Raw genomic sequence first — 23,263 nt, forward strand, 5'->3', positions numbered from 1 at the left:
ATTATATATTATTTATATTAAATAAGAAACTACGTTAATATAGGTTAACGTAGTTTCTATGGGCTATATTTCTAGATTTTAAAAATATTCTTACTTTCTCTTCTTATAAATACTTATTCCTAGTACTGAAGCTATTAATCCTAATATTGAAACTGCACTTGATGGAACTCCTCCTGTCTGTGGTAATTTTCCTCCACTTGTATTGTTATTTCCTGATGAATTACCGTTATTTGAGGAGCCTCCATTTCCTGTTGAACCTCCATTTCCTGTGTTTCCATCATTTTTAACTATAAGATTATCTAATGCAGATTTTAAATCTTTTTGAGCCCTTTTTACTTCATCTACTGTAGCCTCTTCATTATCAAAAACATTTTTAGCAGCATCTAATGCTATCATCATATTTTCCCATGTATTTTCAGTATATTTATTTTTGTCAAGACTATTAGCATCTTTTATTAATGCATCTAAAGCATCCTTATTTGGTTTTAATCTTATTTCCGTATAAGCTTTAACTAAACCTTCAAATGTTTTTTCAATTTCTGGCTGCATAGCATTTTCATCTACTAACACCTTATTAGAGTTTTCAAGAGCTTTTTCTAAATTAACCCAAGTTGATGGAATATATAAATTCTTATCTAAAGATTCTATTTTATCAACCATATTTTTAAGTTCAGTTTTATCACCTTGTTTAAATTCAAGCATATGAATAATATTCATTAATTTATCAAATACAGAGTCTACTTCTTCTGCTGTAGCACTTGTATTTTCATAAACTTTCTTAGCTTCATCCAATACTTCATTGAATTTTTCAATAACTGCTGGAACTACACCCTCAAGAGATCCATTTCCTTTTAACTCTTCAGCATAATCTATAGCTATTTTTAAATGTTTCTTAATTGCTTCTTGTTCTTGTTTATTAACTAAATTATCCATTGCATTTCTTAATGCTACTTTTGCATTGTTTATTTCTTCTTGAGTTGCATCAGCTTTATTTAATATAGCTTTTGCATTCTCAAGTGCTACTAACATTAAATTATAGCTCTCTTCTGTATAGTCATCTTTAGATAAAGCATTAGCCTTATCTACATCTCCTTGCAATTCCACCTTATCAACTTCTGGAGCTACTACATCTCCTCCATCGACTCTTATTAATACTTTATTAGAGGAAACTTTTTTTCCATCTACAGTAACTTCAACCCATATATCTGCAGCACCTTTAGAAACCCCAGTAATTTGTCCATTCTCTATTGTAACTACCCCTGGATTTGAAGTTTTATATTCTACAGTTGCAGCTGATAGATCAACATTGTCTCCATTATTCTTTAAAGCATTAGTATAAACTTCTATGGTTTGACCTGATGCTATTTCATTTACCATAGTATTTAAATTAACATACTCTATTGCTGCATTTTCTATAGATTTATCTATTTCTTTTACATAGATGTTATCTACTATTAACTCTTTATATCCTGCTCCTTTATCAATTGAAATATAATAATCATTAATATCTCCAGTTGTAAATTCTTTCTTTACTTCTTTATTATTAGCAGCATCTAATGGAATGCTTACTAATGTTCCTTGAGATTTAGATTTAATATTCATAGTATATCCAGGCTCAGCATTTTCTAAATCATATATAAAGCCTAATTCATAATTTTTATTTGGTTCTAACTTAAAGGTTGATTCTTCTGTAATTAACATTTGTCCAGTTTCGTTTGGTTGTTGGTTAGTTTTAAGTGAGAATCTTCCATCTAATACCCAAGTCATTTGTTGTCTACCTAAAAGATCTCTTTCTGCTAAGTGTGATCTATTTGAATGTCCTCTTCCTGGTGCTAAATAGAATGGACTTATTCCTTCATCAACATTTTCAAAATCTTCATAGAATACATATCCATCTCTATTAGTATGTCCTGGATTATCCCATATTCTAAAATCATCAACATAAACAGCAGTATCTCCTTCTCCAGTAGTTAAGTATATTTCTGCTCCTGTTGATCCCTTTGGAACAGTAAATTCAACTTCTACTCTACTAAAAGTATCATCTATCCACTTAACTCCTTCACCTTGTCTTGGTTGTGCTGTTGTTGTTATTTTATTTGTTATTTCTTGACTTCCATCTTTCACACCTAAAGTAACATCTCTATTTCCTTCATTTTTTACCCAAGCAGATACTGAATAAGTTACACCTTCTTTTAAGTCTTTAATTTGTTGTCTTATTGTAGTTTCTTTTCCTCCAGCTATTTTAACTAAATCATTTCCTTTTCTTTTGCCATTTGTTTCATTTTCTATTGTTACATGTTTTGTATTTCTAGCCTTTGTTTCAACATTCCAATAATCAAATGTTTGTGAATCGAAACCAGGATCTTGTATTTGACCCCCTTGTCCCCAATCAGTTATTCTTTTCTCTTCTACTTCATCCTTCATAACTAAATATGGTGTATTTTGTTCTACATCTAATTGTACTTTACCATTCTTAACCTTTATATCTTTTACAAAGGTTCTTCCTAAATCACTAAGTTCATATAACTTAACAGTTGAAAGGTTATTCCAATTTTCTGGTAATTGCCATTCTGAACTTGTTCCTAATGGATTCCAATGATAAATCTTTTCATCTTCTTCTACTGGATTCCATGGTAAGAATAAGTTTGTTTTTCCTATACCAGTAGATCCAATTGAACTTTCAGGAGTTGTTGCTACTAATCTACCATCTCTATAGTAATTAATATTTTCTCCTTCTCTTGCTGCCTTAACATTATTTTCAAATATAATCTCATTATCATTCATCTTCATTATTGGGAAATGTTGAAGGTATTTAGTAGGTAACACCTGATTATAGAATACATCCATACCAAATTCACCTTCGATACTATGCCTAGTTCCCCATCCCCCTGATAAAAGATGTTTATTTCCTTTTAATAATGGGTCTGCTAAGAATGAATCTTGAGTATCATTTTTCATAAATCTCATTATCTTGCTTGCATTACCTTTGTTAGGGTATGCAGGGTCTCCACCCCAATGAGTCCATGGAACTTGTTGTTCAAGTGGTCCATTCATTTCAGTAGCTAACATATATCCTAATCCATTTATTTTACTTGCTAATTGATGAGCATTCCATCCATTACCTGTATAAACATCAACATAAACCCAGTTTAGATTTGGCGCATCTTCTTTTAACATATCTAATCTTCTGAATAGCTCACCAGTCATTATATCTTGTCTTTGATCTACATAGTATGCCTGATCTAACCATCCCCATCCTGGTGCATTTTCATTTACTATAGCTCCTGGATATTCAAAGGCATCTTTAATATATTCTGTTGCATTAATATGAACTCCTATTTTAGCATTATACTTAGCACCTTCATTTATTAAAGTATTAAAATCTTCTTTTCCACCTTGTCTTATCCCTATATGTCCACCATAATCTGGATGTGAATCATCATGTCCTTCTGCTTGATAACCTTTGTGTAATACTAATTGTCCAAAATTATCTGTAAAGTTTGATATTTTCTTTACTGTATCTAATGATCTTAAGAATGGATTTTGTGTATATCCAATGTTGAATGCAATATAAGATAAATTATTTTTAATATCTTCTCCACCCATTGGTACTTTCATATTTTGTCTATATAATATAGCAGCGTCTTGCCAATCTACAATAGAATCTTTATTATTATCTTTTGCAATCATCACTTCTGACCAAGGAAGTTCACCTTGATATAAATTACTACCTAAGACTGTTGCTTCATCTAATACTTCTCTGTAGGTCCAAGTACCATTAGATATACCTGTTTTTTTGTAAGCGCCTTCTTCATCCCCTCTATTTTCAGTAGTTAAAACTACTCTGTTACCACCTTCTATAGTATTATTATTTATTGTTACCGCAAAATCATTATTATTTATGAATGCATATGTCTTTCCTTTAGCTCCTGTTGCTAAATCACTTACATTTGCAAAATCTTCTATTATATTATTCCAATCTCCTGTTGTAAGAACCGATGCTGTTTTCCCATTGTCTCTATCAGTTATTGATGCTAAACTTTGCCCTGGAATGTTTAGATATTGAAGTTTAGTCTCCCCATCTTCAATTACTTCTGTAATATCCATTCTTAATTTATTTTCTTTAACTGCCATTTTCAACTTAATCTTCATATTAAGTTCTTCAAAGTTTAATGTGTATTCTAAAGACTCTTTATCTATTTCTTTGGATTTAACTTTTGGAATATATTTATCTCCATTTATTTCAACAATATATAATTGTTCATTTTCCCCTGCTAATACAGATCCATCTTCTTTCCATTCATATTGTTTTACTCTTGGAAAATTAGAATCCAAAGTTACTTTCATAATATCTGATTGTATTGTTTTATAGGCTTCATTTACTTCTGGTGGAGCTAAAGGAGTTAACTCTTCTACTCTTACGTTATCTAAAGTAACAACCTTTGAGCTATGCCAAGCTGATAATCCAACCTTTCCTGCTTCACTTGGGAAATTAGATACTGAAGTCTTTCCTATTAATTTCCCATCTATCCAAAGTGAAACATTATTATCCTCTAATTTTAATTTCATTCTATAAGTTGTATTTTGTTTAAGTTTAAATGAACCTGGGAATCCACCATAAGTTTCTTGTCCATTATTTTTTGCCTTCCAAACCCAAGAACCAGCATCATAACAAATTGCACCCCAGTTATTTGCATCTTTTATTCTAAAACCAAGTCCAACTCTTCCTAAATCAGTGCTTGTTGAAAAATCAGTTTCATAAATAAAATTCTTAACTGATGGTGAGTTCATATCAACAGCTGTTGAAACGCCATTCATTGGAACTTTAACAACTCCATTTTCTAATGTTGCAGTTCCTCCACCTTGGATAACTTTCCAATTTCCACTTGTTTCTGGTGTTTCAAAATTTGTTTCATAAACAGATGCTTCTGATTTAACTGTTACATTAGCTACAGCTTTAATATCACTTCCCACAACTGATCCATTAACTACAAAATTTCCTGGTTTTGAGTAGCTTTTATCTGGAATATAGTCCCATTGAACACTTCTAGTAGTTTGAGATCCATCATTAAATGTTACATTAACCTCATCTGGTAATGTCGGTTTAAGTCTAGGATATGTTTCAACTGAAATTTCCTCTATACTTTCTATAGCTAATTCCGGTAAAACTTCACTTTGTAATGAGCCAAGTTCTCCAGCTTTTAAATAATCAACTTTTATATCTTTATTATCATACCAAGTTCTATATCCAAACTTTCCTGCTCCTGTAGGCCAACCTCCTAAATTAACTACATCATTAAATATTTGTTCTCCATTAACAATTAAAGTAACTTTATTTCCTACAACTCTAACGGTCATAGTTACAGCTTCACCTGGTACAACTTGAGGTCCTACTATATCATCTTTCCATGCATTAGCAGTTTCTATCAACCACTTTCCACTGTTATTATATCCTATAAAAGCATAACTGCTGGAGCTTGTCCCTCTAAGTACTATTCCAAATCTTCCAGTAGCAGTTTCCCCTTCAGTTGGATTTAATATAAATCTTACTTCTGCTTCACCATCTACTAATGATGGTGATTGTTCTTCAATAAACACTAAGTTATTATCTGTATTATCTCTTTTTATATTTAATACACCTTCATCTTTATTTTTTGAGATTGTACCATTACCTTTTAATCTAGTCCATGTAAGTCCTGAATCATCATCATAATTTTGTTCATATAATCCAGTTGCTTTAGCTTCTTTTTCTTGGTGTTCTATAACTGGATTTACCTCAACATTAGCTAATGTATTAACTGGTAATTGTCCAATAATGATAGCTCCAGCAATTATATATGCTATATTTCTATTCATACATGATTTCTTTTTCATCAATCTCATCCCCCTTATATATAGTTATGTAAACATATTCATAACTATATGATATACATATTTTGTAATATATTCTATAATTATCTTGCTTTATACTATAACTATATTGATTTTTAATATATATGCTTATTTCTATAATAAAAAAGTTGTATCGAATTAATCCAATACAACTTAACTTCTAATCTATTCTTTTACTATTTATATATAACACATATAAATATGTTGCTTCTTTAAAATTTCTTATATCATACCCTGTTTCTTTTTTTATTTTTTCAACCCTATATATAAGTGTATTTCTATGTATATAAAGGTTTTTTGATGCTTGAGTTAATGAAAAATTACATCTTAAAATTTCTTCTATAGTCAATATCAACTCATTATTTAAGCTTTTGCAGATTTCTTCATACTCATCTTTTAATTGCTTTGAGTATTCATTCTTTAAATTATGAATTATATTTTCTATTTCCATTTCTGATGATATATAAGTTTCTGGAACTATTTTTAATGCTTTTCCTGTATCAATAGCTTGTTTTGCTTTTCTATAGCCTTTTAAAAGTCCATTGTATGTTCCATCTAAATTAGAAACTGAAATATATACTTTTTCTCCTGTATTTTGTATTATACTCTCTCTAAGAGAAAGTCCATGTTCCTTTTCCTCGTCTAAATCACCAATTAAAATTATTTGATTAAATACTTCTTCAATTAAAACATCTTCATCAGCATAACTATTTCTTAAAATCTTAAAAACTTCTTCTTTATTATTACAATCTATTATAAATAACTTCCCTCTTTTTTCTAATATCGTATTTTTAAAGTTATTCCATGATTTTTCACCTTGCAATAACAATTGAATAGTATTGCTTTTCTCCATGAATTTATTTAATGTAAATTCTATAAAATCTTTTAAATTCTCATTTTCTTCAGTAATATATAATCTATATATTATGTTATTTATTCTTATTTTTTTAATAATAGTTTTTGAATCAACTTTTAAATTGTTAAATATAGCATCACCTTTATTATTCGTTAACTTACAATAAAGATTTGTCTTTTCACACATCTCTTTCAATAAAATTTTAAAATTGTCCATATAAGTTCCTCTCCTTTAAAAGTAACTATATATATATATATATTATTCCCCTAATTTCCCAAACAATATTATTAAGAAAGCTACTAATCTATACCTGACTAGTAGCTAAATTTTCTATTTATTTAAATATGCTAATATTTTTTCTTTCTCATTTTCTGCAAAATCGTATGAATCTACACTTTCTTTGTTTATCCATTTATATTGCACTATATCTTTTCCTATATTTATACTTTCTTTCACGTTGCCAGTATAAATTATAAAATTTTCATCTTCACTTATTTTATACTCATCAACAATTTTCAAATCAAAAATATTTACTTTTAGATCATCTTTAACAGCTCTATTTATGCATTTTTCTGTTGTTTCTTTTCCTCTTAAATTCCTTCCAACTAAATACCATAAATTAGGTTGACTTTTCTTAACCTTTTTTGTAACTATCAACATATTATTAAAATCATCCTTAATAATAATTGAACAACCTATTGTTTTTCCCATAAAAATCCCCCTTTAATAATCATTAGTGTTAATAATACTACACATTCTTAATAATTCTACCTAAAAGCTTTATTTCCTTTGTAATTTTTTACCTTAAAGGCCTTTTATAATAAATTCTTTTATTTTTTATTAATCAAAAATATATGATTTAATTAGTGCAAAAAATTCTCTAGTGTACATTATTGGCATTAAAGTTATAACAGTAGTATTCGTATAAAAACTAATATCCTCATATCCATTTTTTTTAGCTAACATATTACTTCTTAATGCATGAAAATCAGAAGTTACTACTTTAATTTTAATGTTATCTATCTTTTCTCCTGTTGATTGTTCTATTTTAGCTTTAGAATAAATTAGATTTTCACTAGTACTTGTAGATTTATTTTCCATTATAATTTTATTTTCATTAATCCCATTACTAATTAAATATCTTTTCATAGCTTCTGCTTCTGTTATATCTTCTCCAGGCCCCTGTCCTCCTGATACTACTACATTGATATCTTCATCATAATTATTTATATATTCTATAGCTTTTTCAAGCCTTTGCTCTAAAGTTATACTTAACTTTTCCCCTCTTATACCTGCCCCTAAAATTATCATATAGTCCGCCTCTGATTTATCCCTTTTAGGATACAAAATAATAGCTCCTTCTATAATAATAAATATAACTAAACATATACTGCCCACTATCTTTCCTATATTAAAAATTTTATTTAAATTTTTATTTCTTTTTATTTTATCTTTTATAAAATGGTATATTATTAAAGCAACTCCTACTATAAGAAATATAAAGCTAAAACTAACTTTTCTTACAAATAAATTTATTACTATAAAATATATACACAATATAATTCCTAATATAATATCAATCATATACTTTTTCCTCCTTATTTAACTAGTAAATTTAGTAACATAACAAGCAAAACTATTATTAAAAATATTGTAGTTATTAAAAAAGTAGCAAATTTCTTATCTGAATTATAATCTTTATTTCCCATACAAATTCTCCTTATAGTTTATTCCTTATAATTGCTTGGAACGTCACCTGTATATTTTTTAAAGTTAGTTGAAAATTGTCTATAATCACTATATCCAACTTCTTTTGCTACACTTGAAACTGAAAATCCTTTTTTTAATAACTCCATAGCTTTTTCTATTCTAAGTTTTCTTATGTATTCTGAAAATCCCATTCCTAAAGTTTGCTTTAACTCTCTAGATAAATAGCTTTCATTTAAATATACACTACTTGCTACAACCTTCAATGATATATTTTTATTAAAGTTATTATTTATAAATTTAATGGCTCTTTTTATACTACTATCTTCTAAAGTTCCTCTATACTCTCTTATGTTTTCTACTGCCACCACTATAAATGTTTCTAAATCCTTTTTTAAGTCAATCATCTGATTGTAATCATTTTCTAATTCTATAGCTTCTAAAGCTTCACTTGATATACCAAGTTCTATAAACCCTTGCTTTACTCTAAGCACCAATTCAAGTACTACCTTAATTATTTTACTCTTCTTAATCATCTTATAACTAAATATCTTAAATAAATAATTAATACTCTTTTCTGCCTTTTTTATATCTGCATTTAAAATATTATCTACTATTTCATTTACTAATTCATCAAATTTTAAATGATCAATTGTCAGTTCTTTCTTCTCTTGTTCTTTTAAAACTTTCCCATATCCTTCATAAAAACACTTTTCATATAAGTTTTTTGCTCTTTTATAAAGTTCTCTTAATTCTAAAGGTGATTCCTCTTGAGTTATTGATATTGTAATTACTCCATCTAATTCCTCTATTATTCTTTTTATCAATTCTTTAAAGTCCACATTCTCACTTGTAGTAATAATTATACCTATCCTATTTGCATGTGGTTCAAAAATATAGTAACTACTTATATTATTTCTTATCCACTCTTTTACTATATAACTAATCCTAGTATTTAAGTAATCCTTATTATTGTTATTAAAGTATTCATAACTATCATTATTTATAAGAACTATTCTTATACTATCTAAAAGATTAAAATAATTATCTATTATTTCTATAGGACTTTGTCCTCTCACAATCCTTAATATTTGTTTTTCTATTGATAAACTATTGTTTATTCTTTCTTTTTCTATTAAGCTTACTGCATTATTAATAGCCTCTGTAAACTCTGATACTTGAATTGGTTTTAAAATAAAATCTAAAGCATTTATTTTAACTGCTCCCCTTGCATATTGAAAATCATCATACCCAGTAATTACTATAAATTTAGTATTAGGTAAAATTTCTTTTATATTCTTTGCCATCTCTATACCATTTATTTCTGGCATATTTATATCTGTAATAATAATATCTGGTTTTATTTCTTTTGCTATATTTATAGCTTCATAAGCATTAGATGCCTCCCCCAAAACTTTACATTTCATTTTTTCCCAGGGAATTATACATTTAAGTCCTTTTCTTGAATAATATTCGTCATCTACTATTAATACTTTAATCACTTATCTCATACTCCTTTTTAGGCACTATAATAGAAAACACTGTAAATTCAGCTTCTCTTTTATAAGTTACTCCAAAGTCTTGTCCATAAAATAACTTTATTCTTTTATCAACATTATTAATCCCTACACCTTCTCCTGTGGAATTATTATTTTTCTCAAAGCCAACTCCATTATCTTTTATTTCAAAGCATAAATTATCTGAAACTTCAAAAGCATTTATAATTAAAATCCCTTTTCCAATTTTCTTTTCTAATCCATGAATAATAGCATTTTCAACTAATGGTTGTAGCATTAACTTTAAAATATGAAAATCTAATATATTTTCATCTATATTAATGTTAATAGTAAATCTATCCTTATATCTATAATCTTGAATAGTAAGGTAACTTTTTATTTGTTCAAATTCTTTTTTAATAGGTACCATATCCTCTATATTGTTTACACTATATCTAAAAAATTTAGCTAATGCATCTGTTGCTTTAACTACATCTTCACCTTCTCCAAGCCTTGCCATCCAACTTATAAGACCTAATGAATTGTAAAGGAAGTGAGGATTTACCTGAGACTTTAAAGCTTTAAACTCAGCCTCCTGAACTAAAAGTTCTTTCTTATAATCCTCTTCTATAAGTCGTTTTAATTCTTTTGTCATATCATTAAACCCTCTAGATAAATGTCCTATTTCATCATTTCTATTACTTTCTATATATACATCTAAATTTCCCTTTTCAACTTCTTTCATATAACTTGTCATCTCTAATATTGGCTCAGAAATTTTTTTAGATGTAATTAGTACAAAGAAAATTGATAGGCTTATTACAATTAAACTCAATATAATTAAGAACTTTAAATTATTAACTATTTCACTAAAAAAGTATTTATTAGGTATTAACTGTAGTACTTTTATTTTTGTATTTTGTGTTGTTGTATAATAGCATTGATAGCTTGTCTTATCTATATTAACCTTTAAAGTTCCTTTAATATTATTAAGCTTACTTAAATATTCAGATGGAAATTTAAATCCTGTTTGATTTTTATAATTTTTATCTGTAATTATATAACCATTATCATCAAGTAGCATTACATTTGAATCTTCTACAAAGGATATTGCTTTAAAAATATCATCAAAATAACTATCATAAACATCAGCTATAACATAACCTATTACTTCTTTTGTATCTCTATTTATTATAGCCTTTCCTATTACTAAAACAGTATCTTGCGATTCCTTACCTTCTACTCTTCTATGGATTTGGGTTATAACAATATCATCATTACGATTTAGTTTTTCATAAAAATCTCCTCTTATATCACTATATATTGGAGCATAATAATCTGTAGTTGAAAACCTACTTGTCTTATCTAAATTTACAATATGAATTGGTATTTCTTTAGTTTGAGTTGCTAATATAGCCCTTATAATTTTATATAGCTCTTGAGTATCTTCAAATTTCTTTTCCTTTTCATAATTATCTTTAATTCCTTCTTTTGATATTACTTCTTGAACCTCTAAATTTTCAGCTATGTAATTAACCATTTTGCTATATGTATTTATATTGCTATCTATCAATTCTGCTGCAATTGATAGATTACTATTTGTATAATATTCTATTTTTTCATAAGTAGTTTTTATAATAAATACTGTATCATATATCCATAGTAAAATTAATGGAATTATACCTACAAATAAAAACACAAGTAATAACTTTTTCTTAAACCCAAAATTATTCTTGAACATTTTAACTCTCCTGCTATAATAATAAAAATATTTCCATTATTTATAATAAACTATTTTTAATAAAAAACATAGTGACCTAAAATATCTATTCTGTATTTTAGGTCACTTTATTCATTCCTTTAACTCATAAATTTGTGTTATATATTCATTTGTACTACATTGGACTAAGACTTCATTTATACTCATTGCTTTTGGTATTTCTATAGTTATCAAACAGCTCTTTATCTTATCCAACTCGCTGGTATCATTTACATAGAATTCTATATTAGCAATTTTTATTCCTTTTTTAAGCATGTACACTTCGATACAATTCATAGCTTCTTGTTTATTTATATATTCAATATATATTTTGCAAAGTCCTCGATTAGTTATGAATCTATTTTCAAACCTTTTTAAAGTTACTAAAACTAATACTATTGCTATACCTGCTAAAATACTTATTGAATAATATCCAAAACCAATAGCTAATCCAACACAGGCTACCACCCATAAAGATGCAGCTGTGGTTAATCCTTTTATTGATCCCTTAGTATGAATTATCGTTCCTGCCCCTAAGAAGCCTACTCCACTTACAACTTGTGCTCCTAATCTTCCCATATCTATTTTTAAAGAATTTGATAAATTAGGATCTGCGGTTATTAACACAATAGATTTATTTACCATCTCTACTTGTATTAATGATATTACAGTTGCTCCTAAGGCAACTAAAATGTGGGTTCTAAAGCCTGCTGGGCTATTAGTTGATTCTCTCTCATATCCTATAACGCCACCTATTACTATTGCTAGTAATAATCTTAATCCAATTTCCTGTAAAGGCATAAACTTGTACTACCTCCTTTACTAGATTATATGAACATTCTCCTTACTAAAGTTAATCATTACCTCTTGTCCTTCTTCATATACCTTTTTAACTTGAGGATTAAAGTCCTCACATTTAATTATTGTTTCTCCAACTTGTATTGAATAATCTTGGAAAGCTCCCATAAATGTTGAACTTATTATTTTTCCTTTAAATATTCCTTTTTCACCTATTTCTATTGCTTCTGGTCTTAATACAAGTTTGCAACTATCTCCTGTTGTTTTTGATCCTTTATATGGTACATTAAAAATAACATCATCAACCTTAATAGTTACGTTTTCATATTCAGCATCAGTAATTTTACCTGGTAAAAAATTTGCTGTTCCTATAAAGTCTGCAACAAACTCTGTAGCTGGTGTATAATAGATTTCTTTAGGAGTACCTACTTGTTCTACTATACCTTTATTCATTATTATAATTCTATCTGAAAGACTCATAGCTTCTGATTGATCATGTGTTACATAAATAGCTGTGATTCCAACTTTCTTTTGAATTTTTCTTATTTCAGTTCTCATGTAAACTCTTAATTTAGCATCTAAATTTGATAAAGGTTCATCGAATAATAATACCCCAGGTTCCATAACTAATGCTCTTGCAAGAGCGACTCTTTGTTGTTGTCCCCCAGATAATTGATTTGGATATCTTACTTCCATTCCTTTTAAGCCTACTAATTCTATTATATTCTTAACTTTTTCATCAAGTTCCTTCTTATTCATTTTTTAAGCTTTAAACCATAAGCTATATTGTCATATATATTTAGATGTGGAAATAATGCATAACTTTGGAACACCATAGATGTATCTCTTTTATCTGGAGTTAGATTATTTATCATGTCTCCACCTAAATATATCTCTCCTTCTGTTGGAATTTCAAAACCTGCTACCATTCTTAATGTTGTTGTTTTTCCACAACCAGATGGTCCTAATAATGTTACAAATTCACCTGCTTTTATATCTATTGAAATATTATCTACAGCCTTAAATTCTGAATCTCCACTGTGAGATAAGTATATTTTAGTTAAATCTTTTATATTAACACCTTTACTTCTTTGCATATCTATCACTCCTATTATAATAAGTTATCATCACTCTTACTTACACCAAATCTTCCTAATATAAAATACATAAATGCAATAGCAATTAATACTATAATTATTAATACTGTTGAATATGCTGATGCTACACCAAATCTTCCATTATCTACTTGAGATAAAATTGAAGCTGTTAATAATTGATATTTTGGTGTTACTAAGAAAACTACTGCACTTACTGCTGTCATACTTCTTACAAAAGTATATACAAGTCCACTAAAGAAAGCTGGTTTTATTAATGGTAATGTTACTGATGTAAATACTTTTGTTGAATTTGCACCTAAATCTTGTGCCGCTTCTTCTATTGCTGGATCTATTTGTTGCAATGATGCAACCCCTGATCTTACCCCTACAGGTAAACTTCTAACTATAAAGGCTATAACTATTATAAATGCTGTTCCTGTTAATATTAATGGTTTTGTATTGTATGCATTTATATATCCAAGACCTAATACAGTACCTGGAACTGCCATTGCTAAAAGTGAAGTGAATTCTATAAATCCTCTTCCTATAAACTTCTTTCTTACTATTAAGAATGCAATAATCATACCAAATATACCTGTTATTGGTGTTGCATAAATAGATAATAATGTTGTATCTCTAAGTGGCTTCAATCCTAAATTAAATACATATTTAAAGTGTTCTCCTGTTAATGTATAATCTACACCCATTACCTTAAATATTCCACCTAGTGGTACTAATATATAAAATGCAAATACAAATAATGAAATTAATAAACAAATTATATCTATTGGCCATACAATATTTTTTTCTGTTATTAAGTCTCTTTCTCTTGATGCTTTTCCTGTAACTGTTACATATGATTTCTTTTCTATCCAGAACTTTTCTAATACAAAAAGTAATATTGATAAAGTTAGTAGTACAACTGCTATAGCAGCTCCACCTCTCATATCGTAGTTACCTATAGCTTGCATATAAATCTTTGTAGCTAATGTTGAGAAGTTCCCTCCTATAACCATTGGATTTGAAAAGTCTGCAACTACTTCTATAAATGTAAGTAAAAATGCATTTGCAAGTCCTGGTAACATTAATGGTAATGTTACTGTTCTAAAGGTTTTCCATCTTGATGCACCCATACTTCTTGCGGCTTCTTCTAATGATGGATCTATTTTTCTTAATAAACCTATTAATAAAAGATATGCTACTGGGAAGAATGTCATAGTTTGTACCATTACTATTCCTTTAAACCCATATATATTAGCATTTGTAATACCCAATAGTTGTCTTGTTACAAGCCCAAATTGACCAAATAGCATAATTGCTGATAATGCTAAAACAAATGGTGGTGAAACTATTGGTAATATTGATACTATTTTAAATAGCTTTTTAAAATGTGATTTTATATATGCATCTGCATATGCAAAAATAAATCCTATTATTGTTGATGATACTCCTACTGTTACTCCTAAAAGTAGAGTATTTACAAAGGTTTCTCTAAAATCTATATCTCTTAATACTTGTCTATAAGCACTTAATGAAAAACTTCCACTCTCAATAAAACTAGCTTTCAATACAGAATATAGAGGGTATAGTATAAATATAGCTAATGTAACTATTAAAAATATTATCGTTGTTAAAAGTATTGGGTCTCTCCATATCTTTTTCATATCATCTAGCTTATGCTTTCTAGCCATTTGTCGTCTACTAATGCTCATTTTTTATCACCTCTATATATTTAATTGGGAATAGGTTTAACTCCTATTCCCTAAAATATTACTTAATTGCATTATTCCACTTTTCTACAAGTTCACTTCTTACTTTTCCAGCCCAATCTAAATCATAATCAATTAATTTAGTATCTTTAATTTCATCTGCTAATGCTGGAGCTTGAGCTGTTGTATTAGTTAAGAATTGATATGATCCTACTGTTTGACCAATTTCCTGTCCTTTTTTACTTAAAACAAAATCAATAAACATTTTAGCTGCTTCTTGATCTGGGCTACCCTTAATAATTGCTGTAGCACCAATTTAATAACCTGTACCTTCTTTAGGTGCAGTTAAAACTATATCCTTCATACCTTCTTCTCTATATTTAATACCATCATGTAAATATGAAACACCCACCATTACTTCACCTTGACCTGCAAGTCTTGCTGGAGCTGTTCCTGATTTTTCATAAGATTTTACATTCTTATTAAGCTCTTTCATATATTCTAGGCCTTTTTCTTCACCCTTTAATTGAACCATTGTAGATAAAGCTGTGTATGCAGTTCCTGATGAACCTGGGTTGGCAATAGATATTTGACCCTTAAATTCTGGTTTTAATAGATCATCCCAGCTTTCTGGTGCTTTTACACCCTTTTCTTCTAATAATTTTTTATTAGAAGCAAATCCTAGATATCCAACATATATTCCTGTCCATGCTCCATCTTTATCCTTATATTTATCTGGTATATCCTTAGCATTTTCTGAAGTATAGTTTTCTAATAGTCCATCTTCTTTAGCTTGTACAAAAGCATCTGCCGGACCACCATACCATACTGAAGCTTTAGGATTATCTTTTTCAGCTCTTAATCTACCAAGAACTTCTCCAGAAGACATTCTAACTGCTTCTGCTTGAATTCCTGTTTCATTTTTAAATTCTTCAACGATTTTAACCATATGGTCTTCCATTAATCCACAATAAATAGTTAACTTTAAATCATCCTTTGATGTTTGCTTACTTCCACATCCAACAAATAATCCTGCTGTCATCAAAGTAGCAATTGAAAGTGCTAGTAATCTTTTCCTTTTCATTATTAATCCCCCTTAAATACGTTTCTTTGAGTATTTATCTTATGATTTTATTATACAGTAAACCTTTTCTTATTTCGTATATAGGTAAATTTTACTTACCTACAAGTAAAAAAAACACACATAAAAAAATAAGCCCATATACATGAGCTCATTAAATATTTGATATACTAATTGCTTGTTCTTTAAATTTATCTATACCTATTCTTTCAATGAAAAAGCTTAATTTTTCTCCTGCTTCTGCATTTTTTTTATAATATTCAAATATACTATCTATAACTTTTAATGCTTGTTCTTCATTTAATTCTTCAGCTATTATATCTGCTACTCTTGGATTGTAACCTGCAGATCCTCCAGCTATAACTATTAATCCTGTTTTATCTGCTATAACTCCAACATCTTTTGAATAAGTACTTGCACATGCATTCCTACAACCAGCTACCCCAATTTTAGTTCTACAAGGCATTTCCATCCATTGATATTTTTTAGATAATTTCATTCCAATACCTATAGTGTTATACTTAACTCTCTTACAAAAACCAGCAGGGCACATCTCTACATTTTTAACTGAATTTTGCATTTTCACTGCTGGCTTCATTCCAAGCTCATCCCATATTTTAGGTAAATCATAATCATTTAGATTAGTAATTAAAATTCGTTGCCCTGATGTTATTTTTAACACTCCATTATATTTTCTAGCTACTGCTGCTATTTTCTCTAACATTTCTGGAGTAACAAAGCCTCCAGGCAAATGAGGTGTTATTCCATATTTTCTTACTCCATCTCTAACCTTTTGAAGATTTCCATAAGTATCACTCATATTTTTCTCCTTAAATAATATATGTATTTTATATATACATTTTACTATATATCTTATAAATTTAAAACATTAATATTAAAATCTTATTTTTCCATATAAAAAAGGACATTATATATTTATAATATCCTTTTTGAATCCTAATTATTATAAAACAAATTCTTCTATTACTTTTGCTACTCCATCTTCTTCATTAGTAGCTGTTATATAATCTGCAGCTTCTTTTACTTCTTCAAAAGAATTTCCCATAGCTACTCCAAGGCCTGCATACTCTATCATATGTAAATCATTACCTGCATCACCCATAGCAATAACTTCTTCTCTCTTTATTCCTAAATGTTTTGCTAAAAGTTCTAATCCAGTTCCTTTATTAGCATCTTTATTTAAAAATTCTAAGAAATAAGGAGTACTTCTTACAACTGTATATTTTTCATAAATTTCTTTAGGTAAATTTTCTGTAGCTGGTGCTAGTATTTCCGGTTCATCTATCATCATTATTTTTGCAATAACTTCTTCTTTATCTATAGAATTAAAATCTTTTTCTGAAACATCTATTCCATTTATTGTTGCTTCTACTTCTGTGTACTTGCTTATTTTAGGAGTAATTAATCCTTGTATTTCTGAAAAGGCATGAATATTAACTCCATTTTCTTTACTTAATTTATATAAATCATGTACATCTTGCCCTTTTAAGCTTACTTTTGAAACTACCTCTTTACTTTTAGTTTTTTGAACTAAAGCTCCATTATAGCTTAATACATAATCATTATCTCTATACATATCAAGAATTTCTAAGTATCTTGATACTCCTTCAATAGGTCTTCCTGTAGCTAATACTACTGTTACACCCTTTTCTCTAGCTTTTTGTATAGCTAACTTTGTTCTTTCTGAAATACTTTTGTCTTCTCTTAATAGAGTTCCATCCATATCTAATGCAATTAACTTGTACATTATTAATCCTCCACAATTTAAATTCATTGAAATTATAACACAAAGTACTCTCTTATTCCATAAAGGATACTAGCTATATCTAAATTATATTATTTATTATGTTCTATATAAGATTTTAGTATATCTGAAAATTCGTCTCTTTTAAGAATATAAAACACTACTCCTACTACTTCATAACTTGATGTAATTAATGAATCTTTTCTTATTTCCATCAACTTTTTTTCTATATCTCCTACCAAAACTCTTAAATCTGATTCATTTAGTAACTCTCCAATATCATTTGCTGCATTTTCTATACTAGTTATTATTTTTTTAGGAATAAATTCTTCTATTCTTCCATCCTTTTTTATTATTTTCATAATCTTCACCTTCCTTATATTATATTATATTATGTGAAGTTTTGTCTATAACTATTAACTTATATAAAAATAAGGCGTTGAATTTTCAACACCTTATTTTCATCTTCTATTTTTTTGCTTTACTTAATCTTACCTTTTTACCTTTTATAGATACTTCTTTATATTTATTAAGTATCTTATTTCCTTTTCCATTTAATATATCAACAAATGAGCAAATATCTTGAACATCAATTATTCCTATATCTTCTCCTGTTAATCCATCTAAATTACTAAAACATCCCACAATATCAATTGGACGTATTTTTTTCTTTTTACCACCACTTATATGAATTTTAGTTACATCACTATGTATAGTTTTTTTAGGATTACCAATATTCTTAGATAAATTCTTTTGACTTTCTCTAAATATAGTTATTCCTTCTTTTACTTTTTCATCAGAAGGTAAGTTTCCTTGTTTAATTGTATATCCTATATATTCTTCTATCCCATCTAAAAATTTTTTCTCATAATTAGATACAAAAGAAATAGCAAAGCCTTCTTTTCCTGCTCTTCCTGTTCTTCCTATTCTATGTACATAACTTTCTCTTTCCATAGGAATCTCATAATTAAATACATGAGTTATATGGTCTATATGTATTCCTCTAGCTGCTATATCTGTAGCAACTAACACTTTAAATTCTTTATTCTTAAATCTTTCCATAGTCTTTAATCTATCTTTTTGTTCCATATCACCATGAAGTTGTTCTGCTTTTATTCCATCTCTTTTTAGTTCTAAAAATACATTTTTAACTTTATCTCTTGTATTACAGAATACTATAGCTGATTCTGGAGCAGATGCATATAAATATCTACACAATTCATTAAGTTTATTATTTACATCTATCTCTACATAACTTTGCTTAATTTTATCTCTATTAAAAGCTTTAGCTTTTACTGTTAATATTTTGGGGTTATTCATATAGCTAGAACATAATTTTTCTATTTGTTCTGGCAAAGTAGCTGAAAATAAAGCAGTATTTCTGTCCTTCGGCAATCTATTTAATATTTCTTCTATTTGATCTACAAATCCCATATTAAGCATTTTATCTGCTTCATCTATAACTACAAATTTAATATTTTTTAAATCTAGATTTCCTCTATTTATATGGTCATTAATTCTTCCTGGTGTTCCTGCAATAATATGAACTCTTTGCTTAAGTTCTCTAATTTGATCGTTAAAAGGCTGTTTTCCAAAAACTGCTGCACATCTAACTTTTTTTAATCTACCTATATTGGATATATCTTCTTTTACTTGCAAAGCTAATTCTCTTGTAGGTACTAAAACTAAGCCCTGAACTTTACTTTCATTTGATAAAGACATTTCGCATAATGGGATTCCAAAACTTGCAGTTTTTCCACTACCTGTTTGTGATTTTACTATAATATCATTTTTATTTAACATATATGGAATTGCTTCTTTTTGTACTTCTGATGGTTCTTCAAATCCTAAGTTATTCAAAGCTTTAAGTATTTCATCACTTAATTTCATATCTTTAAATGTTGTATTTTTCATTAAACTACCCCGTTCCTTAAAATAATACTCTTATTTTAACCTATAAAAGCTTTATTAACAATTAAAAAGAAAAATGTATAAAATAAAAATCACATGTTAATCTATTAAGATTTTACATGTGATTTATAATGTTGTTTCAATTATATGAAGAAATATCCAAAAGCATACCCTGCATATATAAATATAGCATTCCATATTGCTATTCCTATAGTAGAGTATACGGTAAAGTTTAATATATTCATTCTAAATGTTCCTGCTACAAAAGGAATTAAAGTTCTTCCTACAGGAACTAATCTTGTAACTAATACCCCTTTATTCCCGTATCGTTCTATATATTTATATGTTTTCTCAATAGAATCTCTAGTTTTAGGAAATCTTTTATATATTCTAGATAAAATAGGATTCCCAAAATAATATGATATTATATATAAAATATAGCTAGCTAATACACCTGCCAATACAGATACTCCTAATGCTACAAAAAAGTTAATTCCTGACTTTGCAACAACTATTCCTGCTGCTGGCATAATAACTGCTGCTCCTAAACCTGGAAAATTAAGATATTCTAAAAATATAATTAAAAATAGAAACATCATCCCGTACCTTGATAAATATTCCATTATTACTTGTATATTCATTGTTAAACCTTCTTTCCTATATAAATGTTATTCAACTAATCTTTATTTAGTTTAACTCACATATCTTAATTTAATCTTAACTTTTGATTTTAATTATCTTAAATTATTATATTTATTTAATTACATCAGGAGCTTTATATGTCTCTCCTTTTGTATCAATAGATATTGATTCTATAATTACATCTTTTTTAGGTTTATCATTTGCTCCAGTTTCTACTGATTCCACTTTATCTAAAACATCTATTCCTGATATAACTTTACCAAAAGCTGCATACTCACCATCTAAATGTGAAGCATCTCCTGTCATTATAAAAAATTGACTTCCTGCTGAATCTGGATTTTTAGCTCTTGCCATAGATAATACACCTTTTTCATGCTTTAAACTATTGTCAAATCCATTTGATGAAAATTCACCTTTAATTGAATATCCTGGACCTCCAGCTCCTGTTCCTTCTGGATCTCCACCTTGAATCATAAAACCTTTTATTATTCTATGAAAAGTTAAGTTGTTGTAGAATCCTTTATTGGCTAAATCTATAAAATTATTTACTGTATTAGGTGCTATATGCGGATAAAGCTCTGCTGTTATAGTTCCGTAATCCTTTATTACTATAGTTGCTATAGGTAAGTTTTCAGGTGCTTCGATTTTTTCACCTTTTTGATTTTCCTTTGTAACTTCTTCTTTTTTAGTGCTACAGCCTCCTAATGCTAATATTCCTAAACTCATTACAATCATAATAGCTATGAATTTTTTAAAGTTCTTTTTCATCTCTCAATCTCCTTTTTATTACAATTAAATATAATTTATTATACCCTCTTAATATGTAATAAAACAACATAATAATATATAATTTGCTTTTATTATATTTCAATAAACTCAAAAAGATATAGGTTATTTATCCTATATCTTTTATGTTTATTATTCAATTGGATTACCATTAAAATCTGTATATTCAGCTCTATTTTTATCATTTCCTATGTTGTTTTGGTTTCCATGAAGTCTTTGTCTTCTTTCACCTTTTTGTTGTGGTTCCTTTGTCTTATTGCTCTTTGGCATATATAAGCACATCCTTTCTATAATACTATTACTTAACATAGTTATTTTGTGCCTATATAAATATTTAATTCATTTATTTATAATTCAAATTCTTCTATTTCTATAGAATATGTTCCACAATTTTTACAAACTATAACTGTCACTATGTAATTACAATCTACTTTACCTTCTCTATAAAGCTTGGTAAAGGATTTTCCTTCATAATCATCATCTATACTGCTTGTTATAAACTTTCCATCCTTTGCATAAGCATAGAAAAAGAATTCTAGAAAATCAAAGACTTTCTTTTTCTCTGCTTTCCCTGCTCTACATTCTTCACAACAAGTTTCATAATAAGCCCTTTCAAATTCAACTTCTTTAGAGTTTGAAAGTAATTCCAAAACTTTATTTGCATCTATTCCTTCTAATTCAAATTCTTCATCATTAATAAAATAATCTAAGTTATCTTCTTTTAATTCATATTCTTTTCCATCAAAATTAAACTTATATATCATAAATTAATCTCCTTCTTATAATTGCTATTTAACATAACAACTTTAGTTAATATAAATTAGTGTATCACACCTTAATATTCTTTGCACCTATAAAGATCTATTGAACTTTTAATATTATTTTATAGGAATTTGTATTTCTGTTATAAATTCATTTTCTATAGATGTTTCGTGAACATCTATTTTGTAAATTTCTATAGGATCATTTATTACTTCAAAATTATTTTGTTTTATAAATTCAAATAATTTTTTTATATGTCTTTCGTTAGAACTATACGCTCCTCTATAAGAATATGTAATATACTTTCCTTCATTTAAAACAAGATTATATTCTTCATCTCCATCTTCTAAAAAGCAAAATACGGATTTATATTCATTAAATATGTTTCCCTTTAGTTTATCTAAATTATATATAGCTCCTATATGATAATTGCCTAAAAGATAAAATTTTTCTTCATATTTTTTCTGAAGCTTTTTAACTAAAAAGTCTACTTCTGCATCTCTAGAAATATTAGCATTTAACTTTAAAGCTTTTCTCTTTTTAATATGTATTACTTCAATTTTATCAATATAACTTTCTTCAACTACTTCCTCTATAGCTTTTAATCTTTTAGATATATTTATCTTTTGTTTATTTAAAACTTCTATTTTTTCATCTATTAATCTTATTTCTTCATTTAACATTTTTTGAGTTGAATTTATACTTCTATCATTTAAATAATCCTTTATCTTAGACATAGGAAAATTTAATACTCTTAATTCCTTAATTAAATTAAGCTTCCATATATCTGTAATGCTATATAATCTATACCCATTTGTATCTCTAATAGGTTTTAGAATTCCTATTTCTTCATAATACATTAAAGAATCTCTTCCAATACCATAAATTTTAGAAATTTCTCCTATTTTATAATAATCTTTCATTTAGATTCTCCTCATTTATTAAAAAATCATTTGACCTTAGTATTGTACCATAGTTTATATTTAATTATAAATAATACAA

The 23,263-nt window shown here is 27.6% G+C and carries 21 protein-coding genes; all 21 read right to left on the reverse strand.

Annotated features, from left to right (window positions below):
* Positions 1-90: 90 nt before the first annotated feature.
* The 21 genes from BTM21_RS08670 to BTM21_RS08755 all read right to left on the reverse strand — a co-directional run bounded on the left by BTM21_RS08670 (position 91) and on the right by BTM21_RS08755 (position 23,184).
* Positions 91-5,874 carry an endo-alpha-N-acetylgalactosaminidase family protein gene (locus tag BTM21_RS08670; RefSeq protein WP_079481190.1) on the reverse strand — a complete coding sequence of 1,928 codons (5,784 nt, stop codon included), beginning with the start codon at positions 5,872-5,874 and terminating at the stop codon, positions 91-93.
* Between the two features lie 178 nt (positions 5,875-6,052).
* Entirely contained in the window at positions 6,053-6,964 is a 912-nt protein-coding gene (locus BTM21_RS08675; protein WP_079481189.1) for a PucR family transcriptional regulator, read from the reverse strand.
* A gap of 114 nt (positions 6,965-7,078) precedes the next feature.
* Positions 7,079-7,459, reverse strand: a complete 381-nt coding sequence (locus BTM21_RS08680; RefSeq protein ID WP_021875087.1) for an NUDIX domain-containing protein — start codon at positions 7,457-7,459, stop codon at positions 7,079-7,081.
* A gap of 129 nt (positions 7,460-7,588) precedes the next feature.
* Positions 7,589-8,332, reverse strand: coding sequence for a YdcF family protein (locus BTM21_RS08685; protein WP_021875086.1), 744 nt, complete (start codon positions 8,330-8,332; stop codon positions 7,589-7,591).
* Between the two features lie 143 nt (positions 8,333-8,475).
* Positions 8,476-9,957 carry a response regulator transcription factor gene (locus BTM21_RS08690; RefSeq protein ID WP_079481188.1) on the reverse strand — a complete coding sequence of 494 codons (1,482 nt, stop codon included), beginning with the start codon at positions 9,955-9,957 and terminating at the stop codon, positions 8,476-8,478.
* A complete protein-coding gene (locus BTM21_RS08695; protein ID WP_079481187.1) occupies positions 9,950-11,692 on the reverse strand; it encodes a sensor histidine kinase in 1,743 nt (580 codons plus the stop codon). The genes BTM21_RS08690 and BTM21_RS08695 overlap by 8 nt, the downstream gene beginning before the upstream one ends.
* 111 nt (positions 11,693-11,803) lie before the next feature.
* Positions 11,804-12,511, reverse strand: coding sequence for an MgtC/SapB family protein (locus BTM21_RS08700; RefSeq protein ID WP_021875082.1), 708 nt, complete (start codon positions 12,509-12,511; stop codon positions 11,804-11,806).
* 21 nt (positions 12,512-12,532) lie between these two features.
* Positions 12,533-13,267: an ABC transporter ATP-binding protein gene (locus BTM21_RS08705; RefSeq protein WP_338032668.1), complete on the reverse strand. Its 735-nt coding sequence runs from the start codon at positions 13,265-13,267 to the stop codon at positions 12,533-12,535.
* Entirely contained in the window at positions 13,264-13,605 is a 342-nt protein-coding gene (locus BTM21_RS14155; protein WP_338032667.1) for an ATP-binding cassette domain-containing protein, read from the reverse strand. Before BTM21_RS14155 ends, BTM21_RS08705 begins: the two co-directional genes overlap by 4 nt.
* Before the next feature lie 14 nt (positions 13,606-13,619).
* Complete coding sequence (locus BTM21_RS08710; protein ID WP_021875079.1) at positions 13,620-15,296, reverse strand: ABC transporter permease; 1,677 nt, start codon at positions 15,294-15,296, stop codon at positions 13,620-13,622.
* Between the two features lie 79 nt (positions 15,297-15,375).
* Entirely contained in the window at positions 15,376-15,579 is a 204-nt protein-coding gene (locus tag BTM21_RS13945; RefSeq protein WP_021875078.1) for an ABC transporter substrate-binding protein, read from the reverse strand.
* 51 nt (positions 15,580-15,630) lie between these two features.
* The gene (locus BTM21_RS08715) at positions 15,631-16,398 is read right to left on the reverse strand and encodes an ABC transporter substrate-binding protein (protein ID WP_242944836.1); all 768 of its coding nucleotides are present in this window, start codon (positions 16,396-16,398) and stop codon (positions 15,631-15,633) included.
* A 151-nt stretch (positions 16,399-16,549) separates the two neighbouring features.
* The gene (locus tag BTM21_RS08720) at positions 16,550-17,215 is read right to left on the reverse strand and encodes a nitrite/sulfite reductase domain-containing protein (RefSeq protein ID WP_021875076.1); all 666 of its coding nucleotides are present in this window, start codon (positions 17,213-17,215) and stop codon (positions 16,550-16,552) included.
* Positions 17,216-17,359: 144 nt separating this feature from the next.
* On the reverse strand, positions 17,360-18,163 hold the full coding sequence (yidA, locus tag BTM21_RS08725) for a sugar-phosphatase (RefSeq protein WP_079481186.1): 804 nt from the start codon (positions 18,161-18,163) through the stop codon (positions 17,360-17,362).
* 89 nt (positions 18,164-18,252) lie between these two features.
* Positions 18,253-18,522, reverse strand: coding sequence for an ATP cone domain-containing protein (locus BTM21_RS08730; protein ID WP_021875074.1), 270 nt, complete (start codon positions 18,520-18,522; stop codon positions 18,253-18,255).
* Between the two features lie 106 nt (positions 18,523-18,628).
* Positions 18,629-20,074 carry a DEAD/DEAH box helicase gene (locus BTM21_RS08735; RefSeq protein ID WP_021875073.1) on the reverse strand — a complete coding sequence of 482 codons (1,446 nt, stop codon included), beginning with the start codon at positions 20,072-20,074 and terminating at the stop codon, positions 18,629-18,631.
* A 140-nt stretch (positions 20,075-20,214) separates the two neighbouring features.
* Positions 20,215-20,712, reverse strand: coding sequence for a DedA family protein (locus BTM21_RS08740; protein ID WP_079481185.1), 498 nt, complete (start codon positions 20,710-20,712; stop codon positions 20,215-20,217).
* A gap of 112 nt (positions 20,713-20,824) precedes the next feature.
* Positions 20,825-21,481, reverse strand: a complete 657-nt coding sequence (locus BTM21_RS08745; RefSeq protein WP_021875071.1) for a peptidylprolyl isomerase — start codon at positions 21,479-21,481, stop codon at positions 20,825-20,827.
* A gap of 150 nt (positions 21,482-21,631) precedes the next feature.
* Positions 21,632-21,769, reverse strand: a complete 138-nt coding sequence (locus BTM21_RS13785) for a clostri-philic family protein (RefSeq protein ID WP_021875070.1) — start codon at positions 21,767-21,769, stop codon at positions 21,632-21,634.
* 77 nt (positions 21,770-21,846) lie between these two features.
* Positions 21,847-22,263, reverse strand: coding sequence for a DUF3785 family protein (locus BTM21_RS08750; RefSeq protein ID WP_021875069.1), 417 nt, complete (start codon positions 22,261-22,263; stop codon positions 21,847-21,849).
* A gap of 114 nt (positions 22,264-22,377) precedes the next feature.
* On the reverse strand, positions 22,378-23,184 hold the full coding sequence (locus BTM21_RS08755) for a MerR family transcriptional regulator (RefSeq protein WP_021875068.1): 807 nt from the start codon (positions 23,182-23,184) through the stop codon (positions 22,378-22,380).
* Positions 23,185-23,263 lie beyond the last annotated feature (79 nt).

The organism is Clostridium chauvoei, from assembly GCF_002327185.1.
Classification (GTDB): Bacteria; Bacillota; Clostridia; order Clostridiales; family Clostridiaceae; genus Clostridium; species Clostridium chauvoei.